Raw genomic sequence first — 21,044 nt, forward strand, 5'->3', positions numbered from 1 at the left:
CACTTCAATCAAAGGTCTGATCCTGAAAGACTTGTCCTAAAGCGCAAAATCGCGCTTCGTCTCGAACCCCGGCAGGACCGGGGCAGATGCGTTGAAAGCCGGGCGCCAGGTCAAGGCGCCATCCACCTTGTAGCCGATCCGCGCCACGCCGAGCGGCCCTTCCATGAAGAGGCAGCCGATCCGGCCGCCTTCCTTGAGCTGGTCCAGCAGCGCCTGCGGCACCGTCTCGACGCCACCCTGGACGGTGATCACGTCATAGGGGCCGTGCTTGGCCGCACCGCCGGTCAGGGCGCCGACGATCACCGCGGCATTGTCCACGCCTTCGGTCGACAGGGTGCGTTGCGCCTCGGAGGCAAGCGCCTCGTCCTCCTCGAGGCCCACGACGGCTTCGGCAAGGCGGGCGATCACCGCGCAGGAATATCCCAGCCCGCAACCCACATCGAGAACCGATTCCGTCGGCTGGATGTTCAGCGTGTCGAGCAGCTTGGCCAGCGTCCGCGGCTCGAGCACGACGCGGTTCGGCGAGATGGCGACGTTCTCGCTCATGTAGGCCATCTCGCGCATGGCACGGGGAACATAAGCCTCGCGTGGCACGGCAAGCATCGCGTCGATGATCGGGAACTTCGTCACGTCCGAGGGGCGGATCTGAGTGTCCACCATCATCACGCGCCGCGTCGCGAAATCCGTCATTTCCCAAGCTCTTCCGTCTGCCACAGTCCTTTCTCTCTTGCCACAGATGTGCAAGCGCGGCAACAGAGCGCGAAATGGCTTTTCCGTCGCGTGTCCGCAAGCACACGCCGAAGTGGCGCGGGCGGGTCGGCATCCGCCCCGACTGCCCGCAGGGAGCCCGATCGGACGGCGCTTGCAGCGGAAGGATCCCGCGCCACGTCTGCCCGGGCTCGCTTCGGGCGGCAGGGCAGCCGGGGAGGCCTGTCCTCGCCTCCCCGTCGGGGGTCCGGTGCCGCCCTAGACCGCCCGCGGCTTCACCGGCGTCCGGAGCGGCATCACGCGCCCCCGGGCAAGGGCGCCCTTCGCCGTGGCTGCGATGTCCTCGGCCCGCAGCCCGGCGTCGGCATACATCTGCTCGGGGCTGGCCTGCTCGATGAACCGGTCGGGAAGCGTCATCACCCGCATCGCAAGGCCGCCGTCGAAGCCGCCCGAGTTGGCGAGGTAATGCATGACATGCGCGCCAAAGCCGCCCATCGCCCCCTGCTCGACCGTCACCAGGGCTGAGTGGTGATGCACCAGCTGGTCGATCAGCCCGGTATCGAGCGGCCGCGAGAAGCGGGCATCCGCCACCGTGACGCTGATCCCCTCGGCCTCGAGCAACTTCGCCGCCTGCAGCGCCTCGTGCAGATGGGCGCCGAAGGACAGGATGGCGACATCGGTGCCCTCGCGGATCACGCGGCCCTTTCCCGGCTCCAGGATGGACCCGCGCTCGGGCATCTCGACCCCCACGCCCTCGCCGCGCGGGAAGCGGAAGGCGATGGGCCCCTCGTCGAAGGCCACGGCCGTTGCGATCATGTGCACCAGTTCCGCCTCGTCCGCGGCCGCCATGACGGTCATGTTCGGCAGCGTGGTGAGGAAGCCCACGTCGAAGGCGCCGGCATGGGTCGCGCCATCCGCGCCCACGAGGCCCGCCCGGTCGATCACGAAGCGCACCGGCAGGTTCTGCAGCGCCACGTCATGCGCGATCTGGTCGTAGCCGCGCTGCAGGAACGAGGAATAGATCGCGCAGAACGGCTTCATCCCCGCCCCGGCAAGGCCCGCCGCGAAGGTCACGGCATGCTGCTCGGCGATGCCCACGTCGAACACACGGTTCGGGAAGCGCTTCTGCATGATGTCCACGCCGGTGCCCGAGGGCATGGCGGCGGTGATGGCACAGATGCGCGGGTCGCGGGCGGCCTCGTCGGTCAGGGTCGTGCCGAACACCTTGGTGTAGTTCGGGGCATTCGCGACCGATTTCTTCTGCTCGCCGGTGACGGGGTCGAACTTGTTGACGCCGTGATACTTGTCGGGCGCGTTCTCGGCCGGCGCATAGCCCTTGCCCTTCTGCGTGATGACATGGATCAGCACCGGCCCCGTCGTCCGGGCGCGCGTCGCGCGCAGCGTCTGCAGCAGCGAGGGCATGTCATGGCCGTCGACGGGGCCGACATAGGTGAAGCCCAGCTCCTCGAAGAGCGTCGCGCCGCCCGAGGTGCCCGTCACCAGCTGCCGCGCCCGTCGCGCGCCATCGCGCAGCGGTCCGGGCAGCGAGGCCTCGATCGTCGCGAAGGGAGCCGACGACGAGAGGTTCAGCAGGTAGCGCGCGAGCGCGCCGACTGGCGGAGCGATGCTCATGTCATTGTCGTTCAGGATCACGAACAGCCGCTTGTTCAGGTGGCCGGCGTGGTTCAGCGCCTCATAGGCCATGCCGGCGGTGATCGAGCCGTCGCCGATCACGGCGATGGTGTCTCCGACCGGCTGCCCCAGCTCTCGCCCCATGGCGAAGCCGAGCGCGGCCGAGATCGAGGTCGAGGAATGGGCGGCACCGAACGGGTCGTAGTCCGACTCGGATCGCTTGGTGAAGCCCGAAAGCCCGTCCTTCTGGCGCAGCGTCCGCATCTTCTCGCGCCGGCCGGTCAGGATCTTGTGCGGATAGCACTGGTGGCCCACGTCCCAGATCAGCTTGTCGGTGGGCGTGTTGAAGACGGCGTGCAACGCCACGGTCAGCTCGACCACCCCCAGCGAGGACCCAAGATGTCCTCCCGTCTCGGCAACGACCGAAATCACCTCGGAACGCACTTCGTCGGCCAGCCGCTGCAGATCGGCGTCACTGAACGCCTTCATGTCGGCCGGGCAGCACACGCGATCCAAAAGCGGCGTCTCGGGTCGCGGGGTGGGATTGGTCATATAAGCCTCCCGAATGTCAAAAGGGTGCCGCGTGGTCTTCCACACGGCACCAGGTCCCTGTCGCCAACAGGAAGGGAACCGGGCTGTGGTTTCGCCCCGGAACCGGGCCGGCGATCTGGCCCGGATTTCACGGGCGGGCGGTTTCGAACCGCCCTGCCCTGCAGCGATGCTCAGACCAGACGCTGGATCAGGTCGAGGCCGGTTTCCAGGGCGCCGGTCATGTTCGGAGCCGGAGCCGGGTTTTCCTCGATCGGCAGCATGCGGCCGATGACGCGGAAGATGCCGATGCCGATGAGGATCGCAAAGAAGATCCCGCCGGCCCAGCCCGCGCCCTTCATCATCTGGAAAGCGACCCAGAGACGGAGCGAGGTCTTCGCGTTGGTGTTGAGGTGATCGTTGAAGATGGTCTTGTCAGCCATTTTGATCGCTCCTCAGTTCATCGGCGCCATGCCGTGGTTCTGGCCCCAGACGTACCAGTTGTCCACGACCGTACCCGACAGAAGGATGCCGATGCCGCCGGTGAGGGTCACGAGGACCGCCATCCAGATGGCCCAGCGGTGGATGCCTTCCATCGTGGCGTTGAAGCCCATGGTCCAGCGCCAGAAGAGGGCAGCACGTTCCGCAGCCGTCCCGCGGTCAGCGATCTGCTCCAGCTCACGCTCGCCGCCGAAGCGGGAGACCGCGAGGATGGTCGCACCGTGCATCGCGAAGAGCAGGGCCGAACCGTAGAGCGTGGCGATCGAGAGACCGTGGAAGGGGTTGTAGAACAGGTTGCCGTGGACGAGCGAGAAGTTGTTCGTCCAGTCCAGGTGCGAGAAGATGCCGTAGGGCACCGCTTCCGACCACGACCCCATCAGGATCGGACGGATGAAGCCCAGCACCATCCACAGCCAGATGGCCGAGAGGAACGCCCAGGCGGTGTGCTTGCCCATCCCGAGCGCCTGGGCGCGGAGATAGACGCGGCCCCACCAGGACCAGACCGACACGAACATGAAGAACGAGGCGATCATCCACAGCCCGCCTTCCTTCAGCGGAGCCGAGAAGGACAGGCCGTATTCCGGTGCCGGCGGCTCGAGCGAGAAGTAGAACAGGTCGCGCATGAACACGGCCGGGTTCCATCCCGCCTGATACCAGAACCAGATGCCGATCGTAAAGAACCACATCAGGCCCGAGAAGAGCGACAGGACACCGAGCGAGCCCAGGTAGATCGGGCCAAGCTGGGCGTTGCCGAACCAGCCGAGGAGGGTCGAGAACGGACCGACACCGGACCGGTTGGCAAGGTTGACGTCTTCCGTCATCCCCAGGTCGGCAGGTCCGCGGACCTGAACCTGGGTGAAGATGTTCTGATAATCAGCCATTGATGCCTCCCGGGATGTTGGCCCACCAGGGCAGATCCACCCACCATTGCCACCAGGTGGCCCATTCGGCGAACCAGATGGTCCCGGTGACGATCATGCAGAGGGCACTGAAGAAGACCGCACTGAGCGACAGCAGAAGGCCGAGCCGGTGGATCCCGAGGGTCCCGATCGAGTAACCGACGAGATCGCGGAAGAACGTGTCCTCATGGTCCGGGGTCCGCATTTCCTTGCCCTTCTCGGGGTTGGCGGCGGACAGGACCAGGGCGCCATGCAGCGCCAGAGCCAGCGCGTTCGTGAAGAAGAACGAGATGGCGATCATGTGGGCAGGGTTGTAGTGGAAGTTGCCGTAGGTGTAGCCGGTGTTCGACACCCAGTCGAGGTGCGTCCAGATCCCGTAGGGGAACGCATAGCCCCAGGCCCCCATCATCACCGGGCGGAACAGCACCAGGGTGAGGTAGGCCAGGATGGCGAACGAGAAGGCGAACGGGATGTGATACCCGATGCCCAGCTTACGGCAGATTTCGACTTCGCGCAGCGCCCAGCTGACGAAGGCACCAGTGGCGCAGATCGTGATGATCTGCCAAAGCCCGCCTTCTGCGAGGGGTGCACCTCCCAGACCGTACTTGAGGGCCGGCGGGTAGACAGAGATGAGTTGGGGGTTCCAGGTACCCTGAAGAACGGCGCTCCAGGCAATCAGGATTGTGCCCAGGGCCGCGAAGAAAACCGTCGAGACCCCGAAGAAGCCGACGTAGAAAGGGCCGACCCAGAAGTCGAACAGGTTTCCGCCGACCAGCGTGCCCCCCGGCACGCGATATTTTCGCTCGAAGCTGAGCAGTGCCATGCTTCCCTCTCCGCTTGCAGTCGGCCCAACCGGCGCGGTGTTGCGCCCAGTGGAGCCGTCTCAATGGCTGAACCTTTGAATCGTCGCGGGCGGTGGGTGCCGCCCGCGACGGAGGGTCGGTCCGATTACTCGGCAGCCGCCGGCACGCGCTCGTATTTCGCGGCGGCGATGTCCAGCCAGTTGTAGCTGGGGGTGCTGAGCAGGATGAGGTGGATCATCACCGCGAGCAGGAACAGGAACACGCCCTGAGCCACGAACACGCGGCGGGGGTCGAAGATCATCCAAATCTTGTAGAACTTAGCCATGATCTTGTTCTCCTCAGAACCACGGACGCCAGATGTAGACGGCGAGGTGGGCGACGATCGCCACCGCGCTGAACAGCCAGAGACCGCTCATGTAGACGGAGTGCAGTTCCTGCGCCTGCTCGTCCGTAAGACCTGTGTAGCCCAGGTCGGATTTATCAGCCATGCTATCCTCCGGATCGTAGGACTGACGCCACATGTCGGTGGCGTTGGTTACGGTAAGGCACCATGCCCTCCCGATTAATCCGCCATCCCTCGGGGGAGTGGCGAATGGCGAAACCGCATCCCTTTCAGGCGCGGAAAATCAGCGGCGTGATCGCCTTGGCGTCAAACCAGGCGGACGCGAAGGGCCCGCGCTTCGGCAGCCTCCGGTGACGGATCGCGGACACGACCCAGGCCACCAGGGCGAGCGGCAGAGCACCCAGCAGGATCACGGCGAAGTAGGCGTAGAACTCGGCTCGCGGAGCGCGCTGTCCGTGAGCCTTGGCGGCATGGACCGGCGTGTTGGCGGCATGGTCGCTCATTCTTCATTCCCCCTTCTTCGTCCCGAAGCCCGGCCCACGCAGGGCTTCGACCGTCTCTCTCACGACCCGTTCCGCTCCGGCATCGAGGGCAGCCTTTTCGGCGGCGTCGCGCAAAGCCCGCGCGGCGCTGATCCGGGTCAGAACCGGATGCTCCTCTACGATGCGGTCCAGGGCCGCTTGCGCATCGGCATCCCAAGGGAAGTCGCGGCGCAGTGTTGTCGGTGTGGCAGCCGCACTGTCCAGCTCCGTCCCGAGGGGCAGGATGTGGAACAGGGCGTCGAACAGGGCGTTACAAACTTCCTGCAGTAACCACGTAGCACCTGCATATCCCATAACGGGCGTTCCGGTAGCGCGCCGGATCGCCGCACCCGGGAAAGAGGCTGCAATGAAAGAGGGTTGCGGGCCGTGCCCGGCCTTCAGCTCGGCCAGGTAGATCTTCTCGTTGATCGAGCCCATCATCACGAGCGGCCGATGCTGGCGGATCAGCGCACGAACGGAGTCATTGTCCGTTTTCGTGCCCCTCTTGCGCGCCACGGCAAAGGCACAGGGCAGCCCGAGATCGCCTTCGAGGTAGTTTCTTACCCCTCGTGCATAAGTTTCGGTCGCCACGATGCCGAAGTTGGCCGTCCCGAAGAAATCCTGCGTGACACTCCGCCACAGATCCCAGACCGGCTTCAGGGTCGAGTGCTTCTCGCGCTCGATGAAGGGTTCGGGATCAAGGCCGAGAATCTCGCCCAGCGACCGCAGGAAGGCGGTCGTGCTCTCCACCCCGATGGGGGCCTGGAGGTAGGGTTTGCCCAGCACCTCGGCCAGACCGCGGCCGAATTCGCGATACATGACGATGTTGGCGTCGGCATTGACCAAGTGTCGCATCTCGGCCAGATGCGCTCCCAGCGGCATCACCATGTTCACTTCGGCACCGATCCCCTCGACCAGCCGGCGAATCTCGTGCAGGTCGGACGCCATGTTGAAGACGCCATACATCGGCCCGAGGATGTTCACCCGCGGCTTCGCCCCCTCGGGGCGCTTGGCCTCGGGCGGCATGCGGCCCTTGGTCATCCCGAACTCGGTGAAGATCCAGGTCATCGCGCGGTCGGCGCATTCCCACTGATCCTCGTCGATGGTCCGCGGCAGGAAGCGCTGGATGTTCGTGCCCTGCGGCGTCACGCCGCCGCCGATCATCTCGGCGATCGAGCCCGTGACCACCACCGCCGGAAGCGCCGGGTCGAGCACCTTCCAGGCGCGACTCATCGAGGCCTCGGTGCCCTCGCTCATCTCGGTCTCGCCGAGACCGGTCACCACGATGGGCAGCTCGTGCGGCGGCAGCGCGTCGGTGTAGTGCAGCACCGAGGTCACCGGCAGGTTCTCGCAGCCCACCGGGCCGTCGATCACCACCTGAAGCCCCTTCACCGCACAGAAGGCATAGACGGCGCCCCAGTAGCCCCCTGCCCTGTCATGATCCTGCACGAGCATCAGATCATCTCCTCGGACTTGGCGGCCCTGGCGGCCTTCTCGAGCTTCTTCTGGTGGGCGGCGCGGAAGTCCGGCCGCAGGTTGGGAGAGCCCTCCCAGATGCCTGCGGTGTCGCCCTCGCCCACGCCGGCGAAGAAGGCCTTCATCTTCGCCATGCGCGCGCGGTTGCCGATGGCGGCGTTGATCACCTGTGCAAGACTGCCCGCCCCTGCCGGCCCCATCAGCGGCCGCGCCGAGATCAGGTTGGTGAAATAGAGCGAGGGGATGCCCAGCGACTTGGCCTTCTGCACCACCGGGGTCGTGCCGACGGCGAGGTCGGGCTCGAAGCCCTCCATGGCGGCAAGGTCATCCTCGAGCGAGGCGCGGTATTTCACCACGACCCCCTTCGACTCCAGCCATTCCCGGTCGGCCGCCGACCACGGGGTCTTGCCCGCGGCAGTGCCGACGTAGGGAACCTCGGCGCCGCTTTCGATCAGCAGGCGCGCGACGATCAGCTCCGAGCCCTCGTAGCCCGACAGCGTGATCCGCCCCTTGATCGGCGCGCCGGCCAGCGCGCCCCGGATCGCGGGCAGGAAGGCGTTCTGCGCGGCAGCCACCCGTTCGGGCGCGATGCCATAGGCCCGGCCGATGTTGGCCAGCCAGTCGGCGGTGCCGTCATGCCCGACCGGGGCAGAGCCCACGATGGCGCGGCCGGCGGCCTCGAACTCGCGCACCGAGGCGGTGTAGAACGGGTGGATCGCCGCGGCCACGCCGCTGTCGAGCGCGGCGTAAAGCTCGCGCCAGTCGCGGCAGGGCACCACGGGACCGGCAGCCAGACCCAGCGGCGCCAGAAGCGCGCCGATCATCACCGGGTCGGCCGGGAACATCTCGCCCAGCAGCGCCACGGTCGGCCGGTCGGACCGGCCCGAGACGGGCGCCTGCACCGGGCCGGCCTCGGCCTCGGCGCGGGCATATTTGAGCATGGCGCCGGCGAGGACATCCTTCGCCTCAGCATGAGTCGGCACGCCAAAGCCCGGCACGTCGATGCCCACGATCCGCACCCCGTTGATCTCGCTGGGCAACAGCCGCAGCGGCACCCCGGAGGCGGTCGGCACGCAGAGGTTCGTCACCACGATCGCGTCATAGCGCTCGGGGTCGGCCATCTCGTGGACGGCCTCGCGGATGTCCTCGAAGAGCTTGCCGGTCACCAGCGACTCGGAGTTGAACGGCACGTAGCCGATCGAGCGCCGCGCGCCGTAGAAGTGCGACACGAAGGAAAGGCCGTAGGTGCAGCAGGCCGAACCCGAGATGATCGTGCCCACCCGCCGCATCCGAAGCCCGGTGCGGAGCGAGCCGAAGGCCGGGCACATGCTTTGCGGCTTGTCGTGCGGACCGACAGGATAGTCGGCCCTGAAGCGCTCCATCAGATCGGCATTTCCTGCGGCGCTTGCGGCGGCCGCCATCCCGGCCGCCGAATGGCAGCCCATCGCTTCGGGCGCCGCGGCGGCGCCCCCTTCGGCGGAGTCCGTCATTTCGTCCTCGTCGCGCGTTTTTCGCGCTTCGCGAATTGCTGGAGCGCCTCGTCGAGGCGGGCGAGTGCGGCCAGGTCAAGCATCGTCGTAGACCACTTCCAGCGACTTCTTCGGCACGAAGTTCTTGCCGCGCATGTCCTCGTCGGTCGCGGGATCAAGCACGAAGTCGGCGCCGACCGCCTCGGGCGTGAAGAGGTCGAGCAGCCCGTCCTGCGTCAGCGGCTTCGGTCGGATCGGCGGCGCCTCGCCCACGGCATTGGCCAGCCCCTCGAACAGCGGACCCCACTTGGTGTCCGGGATCGCCACGATCTGGTAGTTCGCCGACTTCCGCCGCAGTTCCTCATCCGCCGGGATGGTGGCGAGGATCGGGATGTCGACCGCCTTGGCGAAGGCTTGCGCCTCGCCCGTGCCGTCGTCCTTGTTGATGACAAGGCCCGCGACGCCCACGTTGCCGCCCATCTTGCGGAAATATTCCACCGCCGAGCAGACGTTGTTGGTCACGTAAAGCGACTGGAGGTCGTTCGACCCCACGAGGATCACCTTCTGCGCCATGTCGCGGGCGATCGGCAGGCCGAAGCCGCCGCAGACCACGTCGCCGAGGAAATCGAGCAGCACGTAGTCGAAGTCCCAGTCATGGAAGCCGAGTTTCTCCAGCAGCTCGAAGCCGTGGATGATGCCGCGCCCGCCGCAGCCGCGGCCCACTTCCGGCCCGCCCAGTTCCATCGCGAAGACGCCGCCACGCTTGAAGCAGACGTCGCCGATCTTCACCTCTTCCCCGGCCAGCTTCTTCTTGGCCGAGGTCTCGATGATCGTCGGGCAGGCCTTGCCGCCGAACAGCAGCGAGGTGGTGTCCGACTTCGGGTCGCAGCCGATCAGCAGCACGCGCTTGCCCAGCTGGGCCATCATGTAGCTGAGGTTCGCAAGCGTGAAGGACTTGCCGATGCCGCCCTTGCCGTAGATCGCGATGACCTGCGTCTTCTTCTTCGGCTCGCCCTGCGGGATTTCCAGCGTCGGCTCTTCCGCCGCCTCGTCGCGGAGGCGCTGGTCGAACGCCTTCAGGTTGGGTGCGTCCGTCATGCGGTGGCCCTCCAGTCCAGGATCATCTTCAGGCAGTCGGGGTCGTTGAAGGCCGTCGCATAGGCCTCCGGCGCCTCCGACGCGGGTCGGGTGTGGGTGATCAGGTTGGCAAGCGAAAGCGCCCCGCTCTCGATCAGCGCGCGGGTGGCCACCATGTCCTCGGGCTGCCATTCGGCAGCGATACGGATGCGCGCCTCCTTCATGAAGGCGGGCACGAAGGTGAAGGCGACGGGTTCGGTGTAGAAGCCGGCCAGCACGATCTCGCCGCCCTTGGCCAGCCGCATCACCAGCGTGTCGATGAGCTTCGGATCGCCCGAGGCATCGTAGATCGAGCGGTAGTCGCGGCGCTGGTCGGTCGCGGGGTCGATCACCTCATAACCGATGGCATGCTTGCGCCGTTCGGCCTTCGTCTCCCAGACCACCGGCGGCTCGCCCCCGGCGGCGATGGTCAGCCGCGCGAGGAGGCGCCCCAGCGTGCCGTGACCCACGATCAGGTCGGGCAGCACGTTGTTCAGCCCGGCAAGTGCATGGCGCGCCGTGGCCGCCAGGGCGAGCAGCGCGCCCTCGGCCTCCAGCGCGGGATCGATGCGCACGGCGCGGTGCGCGGGCGTGACCAGCCGCTTGGTCGCGGCACCGAACAGGCCGCGGATCGGGCCCGCCTCGGTGGGCGCGAAGCAGTTCGAGCCCGGCACGAAGACCCGGTCGCCGGGGCGGAAGCCGGTGTCGGGGGCGGCCTCGACCACTTCGCCCGCGGCCTCGTAGCCCGGAACCAGCGGATAGCCCATGCCCGGGAAGGGCGGCATCTGCCCGGTGTAGAACAGCTTTTCCGTGCCGGTCGAAATTCCCGAATGGGTAATCTCGACAACGATGTCGCCCGGTGCGGGCTCGTTCAGCTGGACGGATTGCAGGCCAAGATCCCTTGGACCCGACAGGATGACGGCGGTCGTTCTCACAGCGTTTTCCCCCGCGCTCTTCAGGCGGCCCCGCCCGTCGGGGACTCGGACAGCCTATATCGACGCTTCAGGTGTAACTTTAATGGGACATCAATGGGTGTCAACTTAATTGGACACTCATCCCCTGCGTCCGAATTGCACCTCGCGGGTGGGTCAGCCCGGCACAGAGGGGCGGACCGCGGTGACGGCGCTTGCGACATAGGGCCGGAAGCCGGGGAAGACCTTGATCCCGGTGAAACCTTGCGCCGAGAGAAGTTCGCCAATCTCCGCCGCCGAACGCGTGCGGCCGGTCTTCATCGCGGCGGTGTAGAAGGCCATGTAGGTGTCGGTCTCGCGGTGCGGGACCGCGCCCCCCGACATCGGCTCGGCGATGATGACCCGCCCGTCCGGAGGCAGCGCCGCGAAAACCCTGGACAGCAGCAGCTTCACCGTCTCGTCGGAATGGTCGAACAGGACGCGGACAAGGCTGATCGCATCGGCACCGAGCGGCAGCGGATCGTCGCGGAAACTGCCGCCGTGCACGGTGAAGCGGCCACCCAGCCCGGCCGCGGCCAGCCTCTCGGGTGCGGCGGCCACGACGATCGGCAGATCGAACAGCATCAGTTCCATCAGCGGATAGGCACGGCCCACGGCGGCAAGGAATGCCCCGGTGCCGCCGCCCACGTCCATCAGCCGCTTGACGCCCATCAGATCCACGAGGCGCAGCGTGTCCTCGGCCACCAGACCCTGGCTTTCCGTCATCAGCAGCGAGTATTTCGCCGTCACCTCCGCATCGACGGCCCCTGCCGCGCCGAAGACATAGGGCCAGAAGCGGGCGAGTTCCGGATCGGTCTCGCCCTTCAGGAAGGCCACCGGATCGGCAAGGTCGCGGTAGAGCACATGGTGATGCCCGACCATCGCCTCGAGCCCCGGAACAGCAAGGAAGGCCGCGCCGCGCACCGCCAGATCGAAGCGCCCGTCGCGGCAGCGCTTCAGAAGCTTCAGCGCCGCCCCGCCTTGCAGCAGCAACTGCATCCGCTCGGGGCTGAGGCCGGTCCGGGCCGCCAGCGCCTGCACGGTCTGCGGCCCGTCGTGCACCATGTGCAGCACGCGCAACTCGACCAGCGCATAGAGCACCTGCGAATGCACGAAGCCCGCCACGATGTCGAACAGCGCGTCGCCCTCGCGGCGGCCGATGCGGCGCAGCAGCGGGATGCGTTCGGCAATGATCTGGAAGCGGCGCGAGCCGGCAAGCCGGAGCCCGAGTCGGGAGAGGCCAAGCCCCCCGCGGGCGGGAGGTCTGAGAGCGCTCATGTCAGGGGTCCGTCCTTTCAGACGCGGCTCGCGGCCTGAGCCGGGATGATCTTCTCGGCGTAGCGGCGGACCATCTCGGCCAGCATCGCCTCGCCCGGGCAGGACGGGATCGAGGCGATCGCGCCGCCGAGGATGTCCTTCAGCCGCTTCATCGCGCCGTCGACGCCATATTCGCGCACCGCGTTCGGCCGGTGGTGGATCTCGTCCTGCCCTGCCGGCTTGCCCAGCGTCTCGGCGTCGCAGAGCGCGTCGCGCAGGTCGTCGGCCACCTGGAAGGCCTCGCCGATGCGCGAGCCGAGTTCCTCCCACGGCTCGGGCTCGTAGCCCGCCGCGGCGGCGCCCATCTGGGTCGCCGCGATGAAGAGCGCGCCCGTCTTGGCCCGATGATAGGCCGAGAGGTTGATCTGGCTCTCGCTCTCCCAGCCCTGCCCGGCGCAGATGCCCATCGGCATCCCGCTGCGGACGGCAAGCGCCGTGATCAGTTGCACCGCGCGCTTCGGATCAGAGCCCGCGGCGCGCGAGAGCACCTCGAAGGCCATGATGATCAGGCTGTCGCCGGTCAGGATCGCCAGCGGCTCGTTGTAGGCGCGGTGGATCGTCGGCTTGCCGCGGCGGATCTCGGCATCGTCGAAGCAGGGAAGGTCGTCGTGGACGAGGCTGGCGCAATGCATCAGCTCCAGCGCCACGGCAGCCGCATCCGAGAGTTCCGGACGGTCGTCGCCGCAGGCGGTGGCGACGCTCAGCAGCAGCGTCGGCCGGATGCGCGCGCCGCCCGGGGTCACTGCATATTCGAGCGCGCTCGCCAGACGCGAGGGAGCCTCCGAGCCCTGTCCCCGCGCGATGGCCGCCGCCATAGCCGCCTCTATCCGCTTGTCAAACGCCATGATATGCCTCTCAGCGGTCGCGTGCGCGCGCTTCCCGCGCGCGCCGGGCGGCCACCGTGCCGCCGACTCCACAGGTGTCAATTTTTTCTTACACCTTCATGTCATTCATACTGGACAGCCTGCACCGAGGTGTCAACAATTCCGGACATGAGACAAAAGGTTGCCAAGGTCATTGTTGTGGGTGCCGGCATGGGTGGGCTCGCCTCCGCCATCCGGCTCGCGAGGGCGGGGCTCGACGTGACGCTGCTGGAGGCGCGGGATGCCCCGGGCGGCCGGATGCGGACCATCCCGAGCGTTGCGGGGCCGGTGGACGCCGGCCCGACGGTCCTGACGCTGCGCAGTGTTTTCGATGATCTTTTCGAGACTTGCGGCGAGAAGGTCGATCATCACCTGAACCTGGTTCCGCAGCCGCTTCTGGCCCGGCACTGGTGGTCCGACGGCAGCACGCTGGACCTGACCACCGACCTCGAAAGCAACGTCGAGGCGGTCGCGAGCTTCGCCGGCGCACGCGAGGCCGCGGCCTTCCGGCGGTTCCATGACCTCTCGGCGCGGCTTTATGACGCTTTCGACCTGCCGATGATGCGGGCCGCTCGACCGGACCGCCGGGCCATCGCGCTGGCCGCCGGGAAGGATCCGAGGATCTGGCCGGCCCTGTTGCCCGGCATGACGCTCCAGCGGCTGCTGGCGCTGCATTTCCGCGACCGGCGTCTGCGCCAACTGTTCGGCCGCTATGCCACCTATGTCGGCGGGACGCCCGACCGCTCGCCCGGCGTGCTCGCGCTGATCTGGGCCGCCGAGGCGCAGGGCGTCTGGGCCGTGGAAGGCGGCATGCACCGGCTGGCCGCGGCGCTCGCCGCCCTGGCGGAGCGGCAGGGCGTGACCCTGCGCCTCAACAGCCCGGTCACGCGCATCCTGCGGCAGGGCGGGCGCGCGACGGGCGTACAGCTGGCCGACGGGCATTCGCTTGCCGCCGATCATATCGTCTTCAACGGGGATCCGGCGGCGCTTCTGGCGGGTTACCTCGGCGACGGGCCCAAGGAAGTCGTGCCCGAGGCCTCGGTTCATCCCCGCAGCCTCTCGGCCTGGGTCTGGTCCTATGCCGCCCGCGCCACCGGCCAGCCGCTGGTCCATCACAACGTGTTCTTCGCCGACGATCCGGCGCGCGAGTTCGGGCCGATCGCCGCCGGCGAGATGCCCGAGGACGCGACGCTCTACATCTGTGCCGAGGACCGCTCGGCCGGGCAGGTGCCCGACGGCCCCGAGCGGTTCGAGATCATCATGAACGGGCCGCCCGGCCGGCCCTGGCAACCCGAGGATTACGCCCAATGCCGCAGCCGAACCTTCGACCGATTGAGACAGTTCGGCCTGACCTTCGACCCGGTGCCGGGCGAGGAGGGCCTGACGCAGCCCTCGGGCTTCGCGAAGCTCTTCCCGGGCTCGCAGGGCTCGATCTACGGGCTGAGCCCGCACGGGGCGCTGGCCTCGATGAAACGGCCCACGGCCCGGACGGCGCTGCCGGGGCTGTGGCTCGCGGGGGGCGGGGCGCATCCGGGGGCGGGAGTGCCGATGGCGGCCCTCTCCGGCCGGCACGCGGCCGAGGCGATTCTGAAGGACCTTGCTTCTCGCTGAAGGTCGATCCCTACGGCTATGCCTGGTGGTATCTCGACGGCGTGTCGGACGATGGCACCAAGGCACTGTCGGTCATCGGTTTCATCGGCTCGGTCTTCTCGCCGTGGTATCGCTGGTCGGGCCGACGCGAGCCGCAGAACCACTGCTGCATCAACGTCGCGACCTACGGACCCGGCGGCCGCTTCACCATGACCGACCGCGGCCGCTCGGCGCTCCGGCAGTCGAATGACACGCTGACGGTCGGGCCCAGCCGGATCCACTGGACGGGGACGCAGCTTATCGTCGAGGTGAACGAGGTCTCGGCACCGCCGGTGGTGTCGCCGGTCAAGGGGCGGATCGTGCTGACGCCCGCCGGAATGACCGACGTCGAGGTCGCGCTGACCGAGGAGGGCTCGCACATCTGGCGCCCCTTCTCGCCCACCGCCCGGATCGATGTGGACCTGACCCAGGGCCACCGCTGGCAAGGCCATGGCTATTTCGACGCGAATTTCGGCACCGCGGCGCTGGAGGCCGATTTCCGGTTCTGGACATGGGGCCGCTATCCGGTCGCCGACGGCGCGGCCTGTTTCTACGACGCCATCCGCAAGGACGGCTCACGGCTCGAGATCGGGCTGCATGTCACCTCGGACGGTCGAGCGCGGATGATCGAGCCGCCGCCCCCTGCCCGCTTCGCCCGCTCGGGCTGGTTCGTCGAGCGTCACACGCCGGCCGACCCGGGCACGAAGCCGCGACAGGTGATGTCGATGCTGGATGCGCCGTTCTACTCGCGTTCGATGGTCGAGACCACGGTGTTCGGCCAGAAGACGGTGGGTGTGCACGAGGCGCTGGACCTTCGGCGGTTCTCGTGGCCGCTGCTCATGCCGATGCTGGCGGTGCGGGTGCCGCGCCGGGCGAAGTGGCGTTTCGGCAACTGAGGCCCTGACCTACTGCCCGGCTGAGGGGCCGGGCAGAGCCTTCGGGATCTGAAAAATGCGGACGGCGCCCGAAGGCGCCGCCACTGGGTCACAAGAGGGGTTGGTCAGGCCCGCGCTTCGGGCCGGGCCCAGTTCAGGCGCACCGCCTCGAGGTTCAGGCCGGTCGCCGCGGTCGCCCAGATCAGATAGGGGATGAACAGCACCCCGGCCCAGGTATCGAGCTGGAAGAAGCTCCACATCGTCGCGGCCACGAAGAACCACATGATCGCCACGACAGCCAGCGCCGTCGCCATGCGCTTCAGCCCGAAGAAGACCGGCGTCCAGAGCGTGTTGAAGGCGAGTTGCGCGGCATAGAAGGCCAGCGCCTGTCCCGAACCGTCGATCTGCGCCACGCGCATCGCGGCAAGGCTCATCAGGAAATAGAGCGACGTCCAGGCCAGCGGAAAAACCCAGCGGGGCGGGTTCCACCATGGCTTGTTCAGGTTGTCATACCATTCGTCGGGCTTCATCAGCGCCCCCGTCGTCGCGGGCGCGCCGCAGGCGGCGAGGAAGGTGAGGAAAAGAGCCCAGTCCATGTTCATCATCGTTACTCCGGATCTACCTGCACGAGAACCTAGATCGGGTTGGCCCGGTTCCCCATTCTTTGCCGCGCGACCAGACGGTCCTGCGCCTCGAGTTGCGCAAGAACCGCGATCAGCGCGTCGGAGCGCCCGCGCTGCGGCTTCGCCCGCGCCGCGGCGTTGACGAGGAAGGCGACCTCGGGCTCGGGGGCGGCGTGAAGGGTGGCGCAGCCGGGACCCACGGGCGACAGGGCCGCACGGGTCGCCGACAGCGCAAGCCAGATCAACTTCTGCCGCTTGTTGGTATAGGCGCGGCGGGTCACGCTGTCATAGCCGTTCCGGGCGATCTCGGCCCCGATGGCGGCATAGATGTGGCGCGCGGCATAGATGCCGGGCCGGCAGGCCAGCGGCAGGCCACAGACGCCGGATTCCGACCGGTAGTAAAGTCGGTCGGCCGCCCGCAGCAGCCGCTTCGTCACGCCCCGGATGCGGTCGTCGGGCACGGGATTGGCAAGGAACTCCTCGAACGGCAGCCCCGCCTCCTCCATCCAGTCGCGCGGCAGGTAGATCCGGCCGGAACGCGCGTCGGTGCCCACGTCGCGGGCGATGTTGGTCAGCTGCATCGCAAGACCCAGATCGCAGGCCCGCGCCAGCACGTCGGGGTCGCGCACGCGCATCAGCACGCACATCATCGCCCCCACCGCGGCCGCCACCCGCGCCGAATAGTCGAGCACGCCCGAGAAGGTGTCGTAGGTTCGCCCGACCGCATCCCAGGCCAGGCCCTCGAGCAGCGCCTCGGGCAGCGCCCGCGGCATCTCGAATTCCTCGACCACCGCGGCGAAGGCGCGGTCGGCGGGCGCGTTCTTCGGCCGGCCGGCATAGACCAGATCCAGCCGGTCCCGCAGGTTCAGGACGGCGCGGCGCTTGGCCTCGGCATCCTCCTGCTGGCCCTCGTTCACCGCTTCGTCCACCTCGTCATCCGCCACCCGGCAGAAGGCGTAAAGCGCCAGCGACGGCGCACGCACCGCCTCGGGCAGCAGCCGGGAGGCGGCGTGGAAGGAATAGGAGCCGGTCCGGATCAGCTCCCGGCAGGCGTCCATGTCCGCGGTTGCGATCATTCTGCAGCGAGCCTCTCAGCGGGTTCGGCCGTCCGGCGCGCCCGCGGCGCATCGGGGGCGAGTTTTGCCATCACCTCGGCCGAGCCGATGACACCCGGCACGCCCGCGCCCGGATGCGTCCCGGCACCCACGAGGAACAGGTTCTTCACCTCTTCCGAGATGTTGTGCGGCCGGAACCACGCCGATTGCAGGATCCGCGGCTCGATCGAGAAGCCGGCGCCCCATGGGCTGAGGTAGCGGTCGCGGAAGGTTTCGGGCGTGAACACCAGCGAGGCGGTGATGCGCTCGCCGATGCCGGGCATCGACTGCTCCAGCACCTCGAGCACGCTTTTGCGGTAGGGCTCCTCCATCGCCTTCCAGTCCACCGGCTTGTCCGACTTCAGATGCGGCACCGGCGAGAGGGCATAGAAGGTATCGTCGCCCTCGGGCGCCACGGTCGGATCGGTGATCGAGGGCCGGTGGATGTAAAGGCTCATGTCCTTCGCCAGCTTGCCCTTGATGAAGATGTCCTCGACCAGCCCCTTGTAGCGCGGGGCGTTGACGATCGTGTGGTGGCCGACGTCCGACCACATGCCCTTGGTGCCCTTGGTACCGAAGTACCAGACGAAAAGGCCCATCGACCAGCGCCGGCTCTTCACATGCGCATCGGTCCAGCGCTTGCGCTTGTGGTTCCTGAGGAGCCGCATGTAGGTGTGGCCGGCATCCGCGTTCGACACCACGAGCCCCGCCTTCAGCACCTCGCCGGAGGCGAGGCGCACGCCGGTGGCGGTGCCGTTCTCGACCACGATCTCGTCCACTTCCGTGTTCATGCGGAAGCTGCCGCCCTGCCCCTCGATCACCTTCGCCATGGCCGCGGCAATGGCCGCCACGCCGCCGATGGCGTAGTGGACCCCGTATTCCTTCTCGAGCTGGCTCACGAGGATGTACATCGAGGTGACGTTGAAGGGGTCGCCGCCGATGAACAGCGGGTGGAACGACAGCGCCATGCGCAGGCGTTCGTCCTTCACGCGCATCGCGGCGTGCTGGTAGACCGACTTGTCGGCGCGCAGCCAGCCGAAGGTGGGCAGCACCTTGATCAGTTCCCACAGCTCGTGCATCGACCGGCGGCCGAGGTTCTCGTAGCCGAACCAGTAGCGCTTCTCGCTGTCCTTCAGGAACTTCTCGTAGCCCGCCACGTCGCCGGGCGAGAGCCGCGCAACCTCGGCCTTCATCGCCTCGGTCGATTGCCGGACCGTGAAGTTCGACCCGTCGGGCCAGCGCACTTCATAGAAGGGATCTATCGGCTTGAGAGTCACGTCGGCGTCGAAATCGCGCCCGCAGGTGGCCCAGAGATCGCGCAGCGACTGCGGAACGGTGACGATGGTCGGCCCCAGGTCGAAGCGGTGGCCGTCCTTCGTGATGGACGAACCGCGCCCGCCGGGGACGTCGAGCTTGTCGATCACCGTGACGCGCCAACCCTTTGCGCCGAGGCGCATCGCGGCCGAGAGCCCGCCCAGCCCCGACCCGATCACGATGGCATGGTCGGCATGGGAAGCAGGGGAAACGGGGGGCATGGCGGGGCTCCTGAACGGCTCTGTCAACATGCCGCCTACAATAGACTGTCTAGTCAGGTTTACAATGATCCTTGAGGGCGGTGCGACTTCGCGACTAATGTCCGCCCGTCACGGTTCGATGTTTGATCGCACCCACCCCATCTGCAGGAGGACAGAACATGCAGACAGTTACGCTCAGTATCTTCCGGTTCACGACCCCCGAAAAGCGCCTCTGGGTTTTCTCCCAGATGGTCGCCAACAAGCTTGGCATGCACTACATGCCGAAGGCCAAGTTCTGGAAGATGCTTGGTTCGGGCACCGGCGAAGGCTTCACGCCGAAGCCGAACTGGAACGTCTGGGGCATGATCGGCGTCTGGGAGGACGAGGAGACCGCTCGTCGGGAAGTGGCCGAATCGCCGATCTACAAGAAGTGGGCCGAGATCGCGGACGAGAGCTACACGGTCCTGCTGAACCCGATCAACGGGCGCGGCAAGTGGGACAACTCGATGCCCTTCGACGTCACGAAGCCCGGCCAACCCGGCGAGGTCGACCCGGACGACGTGCGGCCTATCGCCGCCCTCACGCGCGCCACGCTCAATTTCTGGAAGATCGAGCGCTTCTGGAGCTACGAACCCCCGATCAGCCACATGATTGGCAAAGATGCCAACGTGGTCTTCAAGATCGGCATGGGCGAGATCCCCTTCTCGCAGCAGATGACCTTCTCCGTCTGGCCGGACTCGGAGTCGATGGTGAAGTTCGCTTACGGGTCGGGCGCGCATGCCGAGGCGATCAAGAAGGGCTACGAGGAAGGCTGGTTCAAGGAAGCCCTCTTTGCGCGCTTCAAAATTGCCGGAACGATTGGTAAGTGGGAAGGCAAGGATCCTGTCGGCGACGCGCTGAAGCAGTTCAAGCGTGCCGAGGCTCCGAAGCCGGCTCCGGCTGCCGTGGCGCCCAAACCCGCTCCGGCCGTCGAGGCTCCGAAACCTGCTCCGGCAATGGCCACCGCCGCGCCGGCGGCCGAGGCTCCGAAACCCGCGCCGGCGCCCGTGGCGTCCAAGCCCGTGCAGCACAACTCCTACAAGGGCAAGCCCGGCAAGGGCGGCCGCAAAGAGAACGCTTGAGGACATGAGAAAACCCTTCCCCTTCTCGGCCATCGTCGGTCAGGAGCAGATGAAGCAGGCCATGGTGCTCACTGCGATCGACCCGGGCATCGGCGGCGTGCTGGTGTTCGGCGATCGCGGCACCGGCAAGTCCACCGCCGTCCGTGCGCTCGCGGCCCTGTTGCCGATGATCAAGGCGGTCGAGGGCTGCCCTGTGAACTCGGCCCGGCCGGAGGATTGCCCGGAATGGGCGCAAGTGGCCTCCACCACGCTGATCGAACGGCCGACGCCCGTCGTCGACCTGCCGCTCGGCGTGACGGAGGACCGTGTGGTGGGCGCGCTCGACATCGAGCGCGCCCTCACCCGCGGCGAAAAGGCGTTCGAACCCGGCCTGCTCGCCCGCGCCAACCGTGGCTATCTGTATATCGACGAGGTCAACCTGCTCGAGGACCACATCGTGGACCTGTTGCTCGACGTGGCGCAGTCCGGCGAGAACGTGGTCGAGCGCGAGGGCCTGTCGATCCGCCACCCCGCCCGCTTCGTGCTGGTGGGCTCGGGCAACCCCGAGGAAGGCGAACTGCGTCCGCAGCTTCTGGACCGCTTCGGCCTGTCGGTCGAGGTTCGCAGCCCGCGCGACGTCGACACCCGCGTCGAGGTCATCACCCGCCGCGACGCCTATGACGCCGATCACGACGCCTTCATGGCGAAGTGGGGCGCCGAGGACATGCAGCTTCGCGGCCGCATCCTGGGCGCTCGGGCGGCGCTGCCGACCCTCAAGACGCCGAACACGGTGCTGCACGACTGCGCCGCGCTCTGCATCGCGCTGGGGTCGGACGGCCTGCGGGGCGAACTGACGCTGCTGCGCGCCGCACGTGCCCAGGCCGCTTTCGACGGCAAGGAGACCGTAAGCCGCGAACACCTGCGGTCGGTCGCAACCATGGCGCTCTCGCACCGTCTGCGGCGCGATCCGCTGGACGAGGCGGGCTCGGTCACCCGGGTCGAGCGCTGCGTGGCGGAGGTCCTGCCCTGACACAGTCAGCCCCCGAGCCGCTGACGCCCTGGGAACGGGTCGAGGCGGCTCTC

Annotated in this window: 21 protein-coding genes; 4 read left to right on the top strand and 17 right to left on the bottom strand. The window is 67.5% G+C overall.

Features of this window, described 5'->3' with window-relative positions; all coding sequences use genetic code 11:
- Positions 1–36: 36 nt before the first annotated feature.
- From CK951_RS10855 to CK951_RS10925, 14 genes are all read right to left on the bottom strand, one after another.
- Entirely contained in the window at positions 37–690 is a 654-nt protein-coding gene (locus tag CK951_RS10855; protein WP_096786164.1) for a protein-L-isoaspartate O-methyltransferase, read from the bottom strand.
- A 276-nt stretch (positions 691–966) separates the two neighbouring features.
- A complete protein-coding gene (dxs, locus tag CK951_RS10860) occupies positions 967–2,892 on the bottom strand; it encodes a 1-deoxy-D-xylulose-5-phosphate synthase (RefSeq protein ID WP_096786165.1) in 1,926 nt (641 codons plus the stop codon).
- 170 nt (positions 2,893–3,062) lie between these two features.
- Positions 3,063–3,311: an RC-LH1 core complex protein PufX gene (gene pufX / locus CK951_RS10865; RefSeq protein WP_096786166.1), complete on the bottom strand. Its 249-nt coding sequence runs from the start codon at positions 3,309–3,311 to the stop codon at positions 3,063–3,065.
- 12 nt (positions 3,312–3,323) lie between these two features.
- Positions 3,324–4,250 (bottom strand): photosynthetic reaction center subunit M, encoded by a 927-nt coding sequence (gene pufM / locus CK951_RS10870; protein ID WP_096786167.1) that lies wholly within the window; start codon positions 4,248–4,250, stop codon positions 3,324–3,326.
- A complete protein-coding gene (gene pufL, locus CK951_RS10875) occupies positions 4,243–5,091 on the bottom strand; it encodes a photosynthetic reaction center subunit L (protein ID WP_096786168.1) in 849 nt (282 codons plus the stop codon). Before pufL ends, pufM begins: the two co-directional genes overlap by 8 nt.
- A gap of 125 nt (positions 5,092–5,216) precedes the next feature.
- Positions 5,217–5,396, bottom strand: a complete 180-nt coding sequence (gene pufA, locus CK951_RS10880; protein ID WP_096786169.1) for a light-harvesting antenna LH1, alpha subunit — start codon at positions 5,394–5,396, stop codon at positions 5,217–5,219.
- A 13-nt stretch (positions 5,397–5,409) separates the two neighbouring features.
- Complete coding sequence (pufB, locus tag CK951_RS10885) at positions 5,410–5,559, bottom strand: light-harvesting antenna LH1, beta subunit (RefSeq protein WP_002720423.1); 150 nt, start codon at positions 5,557–5,559, stop codon at positions 5,410–5,412.
- Between the two features lie 124 nt (positions 5,560–5,683).
- On the bottom strand, positions 5,684–5,917 hold the full coding sequence (gene pufQ, locus CK951_RS10895; protein WP_096786170.1) for a cytochrome PufQ: 234 nt from the start codon (positions 5,915–5,917) through the stop codon (positions 5,684–5,686).
- Positions 5,918–5,920: 3 nt separating this feature from the next.
- Positions 5,921–7,390, bottom strand: a complete 1,470-nt coding sequence (gene bchZ / locus CK951_RS10900; RefSeq protein WP_096786171.1) for a chlorophyllide a reductase subunit Z — start codon at positions 7,388–7,390, stop codon at positions 5,921–5,923.
- Positions 7,390–8,901: a chlorophyllide a reductase subunit Y gene (gene bchY, locus CK951_RS10905; protein ID WP_096786172.1), complete on the bottom strand. Its 1,512-nt coding sequence runs from the start codon at positions 8,899–8,901 to the stop codon at positions 7,390–7,392. Before bchY ends, bchZ begins: the two co-directional genes overlap by 1 nt.
- Before the next feature lie 75 nt (positions 8,902–8,976).
- The gene (locus CK951_RS10910) at positions 8,977–9,978 is read right to left on the bottom strand and encodes a chlorophyllide a reductase iron protein subunit X (protein ID WP_096786173.1); all 1,002 of its coding nucleotides are present in this window, start codon (positions 9,976–9,978) and stop codon (positions 8,977–8,979) included.
- Positions 9,975–10,931: a chlorophyll synthesis pathway protein BchC gene (gene bchC, locus CK951_RS10915; protein ID WP_096786174.1), complete on the bottom strand. Its 957-nt coding sequence runs from the start codon at positions 10,929–10,931 to the stop codon at positions 9,975–9,977. Before bchC ends, CK951_RS10910 begins: the two co-directional genes overlap by 4 nt.
- 153 nt (positions 10,932–11,084) lie before the next feature.
- The gene (locus CK951_RS10920; RefSeq protein ID WP_096786175.1) at positions 11,085–12,224 is read right to left on the bottom strand and encodes a methyltransferase; all 1,140 of its coding nucleotides are present in this window, start codon (positions 12,222–12,224) and stop codon (positions 11,085–11,087) included.
- A gap of 17 nt (positions 12,225–12,241) precedes the next feature.
- Positions 12,242–13,108, bottom strand: a complete 867-nt coding sequence (locus CK951_RS10925) for a polyprenyl synthetase family protein (RefSeq protein ID WP_198402344.1) — start codon at positions 13,106–13,108, stop codon at positions 12,242–12,244.
- 147 nt (positions 13,109–13,255) lie between these two features.
- On the opposite strand from CK951_RS10925, the gene crtD reads away from it, so the two are divergent.
- Together crtD and crtC are read left to right on the top strand one after the other, a co-directional pair.
- Positions 13,256–14,737 (top strand): 1-hydroxycarotenoid 3,4-desaturase CrtD, encoded by a 1,482-nt coding sequence (gene crtD, locus CK951_RS10930; RefSeq protein ID WP_096786177.1) that lies wholly within the window; start codon positions 13,256–13,258, stop codon positions 14,735–14,737.
- A 41-nt stretch (positions 14,738–14,778) separates the two neighbouring features.
- Positions 14,779–15,651 (top strand): carotenoid 1,2-hydratase, encoded by an 873-nt coding sequence (crtC, locus tag CK951_RS10935; RefSeq protein WP_096786178.1) that lies wholly within the window; start codon positions 14,779–14,781, stop codon positions 15,649–15,651.
- 104 nt (positions 15,652–15,755) lie between these two features.
- Here crtC and CK951_RS10940 read toward each other — a convergent pair whose 3' ends face one another.
- From CK951_RS10940 to CK951_RS10950, 3 genes are read right to left on the bottom strand one after another with little or no spacing between them, the layout of a single operon-like run.
- On the bottom strand, positions 15,756–16,232 hold the full coding sequence (locus tag CK951_RS10940; protein WP_232520730.1) for a TspO/MBR family protein: 477 nt from the start codon (positions 16,230–16,232) through the stop codon (positions 15,756–15,758).
- A 32-nt stretch (positions 16,233–16,264) separates the two neighbouring features.
- On the bottom strand, positions 16,265–17,329 hold the full coding sequence (crtB, locus tag CK951_RS10945) for a 15-cis-phytoene synthase (protein ID WP_096786180.1): 1,065 nt from the start codon (positions 17,327–17,329) through the stop codon (positions 16,265–16,267).
- Entirely contained in the window at positions 17,326–18,882 is a 1,557-nt protein-coding gene (locus tag CK951_RS10950) for a phytoene desaturase (protein ID WP_096786181.1), read from the bottom strand. Before CK951_RS10950 ends, crtB begins: the two co-directional genes overlap by 4 nt.
- 158 nt (positions 18,883–19,040) lie before the next feature.
- Between CK951_RS10950 and crtA the strand changes: the two genes are divergently transcribed.
- Positions 19,041–19,982: a spheroidene monooxygenase gene (crtA, locus tag CK951_RS10955; protein ID WP_096786182.1), complete on the top strand. Its 942-nt coding sequence runs from the start codon at positions 19,041–19,043 to the stop codon at positions 19,980–19,982.
- 4 nt (positions 19,983–19,986) lie between these two features.
- Positions 19,987–20,991, top strand: coding sequence for a magnesium chelatase ATPase subunit I (gene bchI, locus CK951_RS10960; RefSeq protein WP_096786183.1), 1,005 nt, complete (start codon positions 19,987–19,989; stop codon positions 20,989–20,991).
- The last annotated feature ends 53 nt before the right edge of the window (positions 20,992–21,044 follow it).

Origin of the sequence: Rhodobacter sp. CZR27, from assembly GCF_002407205.1 — a bacterium.
Classification (GTDB): domain Bacteria; phylum Pseudomonadota; class Alphaproteobacteria; order Rhodobacterales; family Rhodobacteraceae; genus Cereibacter_A.

Excerpts from the sequence above, each read along its gene's own strand:
- crtD (WP_096786177.1), top strand. The coding sequence starts at position 13,256 with ATGAGACAAAAGGTTGCCAAGGTCATTGTTGTGGGTGCCGGCATGGGT.
- bchY (WP_096786172.1), bottom strand. The coding sequence starts at position 8,901 with ATGACGGACTCCGCCGAAGGGGGCGCCGCCGCGGCGCCCGAAGCGATG.
- CK951_RS10940 (WP_232520730.1), bottom strand. The coding sequence starts at position 16,232 with ATGAACATGGACTGGGCTCTTTTCCTCACCTTCCTCGCCGCCTGCGGC.
- CK951_RS10925 (WP_198402344.1), bottom strand. The coding sequence starts at position 13,108 with ATGGCGTTTGACAAGCGGATAGAGGCGGCTATGGCGGCGGCCATCGCG.
- pufX (WP_096786166.1), bottom strand. The coding sequence starts at position 3,311 with ATGGCTGACAAGACCATCTTCAACGATCACCTCAACACCAACGCGAAG.
- CK951_RS10950 (WP_096786181.1), bottom strand. The coding sequence starts at position 18,882 with ATGCCCCCCGTTTCCCCTGCTTCCCATGCCGACCATGCCATCGTGATC.
- pufB (WP_002720423.1), bottom strand. The coding sequence starts at position 5,559 with ATGGCTGATAAATCCGACCTGGGCTACACAGGTCTTACGGACGAGCAG.
- crtB (WP_096786180.1), bottom strand. The coding sequence starts at position 17,329 with ATGATCGCAACCGCGGACATGGACGCCTGCCGGGAGCTGATCCGGACC.
- CK951_RS10910 (WP_096786173.1), bottom strand. The coding sequence starts at position 9,978 with ATGACGGACGCACCCAACCTGAAGGCGTTCGACCAGCGCCTCCGCGAC.
- bchI (WP_096786183.1), top strand. The coding sequence starts at position 19,987 with ATGAGAAAACCCTTCCCCTTCTCGGCCATCGTCGGTCAGGAGCAGATG.
- crtA (WP_096786182.1), top strand. The coding sequence starts at position 19,041 with ATGCAGACAGTTACGCTCAGTATCTTCCGGTTCACGACCCCCGAAAAG.
- pufQ (WP_096786170.1), bottom strand. The coding sequence starts at position 5,917 with ATGAGCGACCATGCCGCCAACACGCCGGTCCATGCCGCCAAGGCTCAC.
- CK951_RS10855 (WP_096786164.1), bottom strand. The coding sequence starts at position 690 with ATGACGGATTTCGCGACGCGGCGCGTGATGATGGTGGACACTCAGATC.
- pufM (WP_096786167.1), bottom strand. The coding sequence starts at position 4,250 with ATGGCTGATTATCAGAACATCTTCACCCAGGTTCAGGTCCGCGGACCT.
- dxs (WP_096786165.1), bottom strand. The coding sequence starts at position 2,892 with ATGACCAATCCCACCCCGCGACCCGAGACGCCGCTTTTGGATCGCGTG.
- bchZ (WP_096786171.1), bottom strand. The coding sequence starts at position 7,390 with ATGCTCGTGCAGGATCATGACAGGGCAGGGGGCTACTGGGGCGCCGTC.
- pufL (WP_096786168.1), bottom strand. The coding sequence starts at position 5,091 with ATGGCACTGCTCAGCTTCGAGCGAAAATATCGCGTGCCGGGGGGCACG.
- pufA (WP_096786169.1), bottom strand. The coding sequence starts at position 5,396 with ATGGCTAAGTTCTACAAGATTTGGATGATCTTCGACCCCCGCCGCGTG.
- CK951_RS10920 (WP_096786175.1), bottom strand. The coding sequence starts at position 12,224 with ATGAGCGCTCTCAGACCTCCCGCCCGCGGGGGGCTTGGCCTCTCCCGA.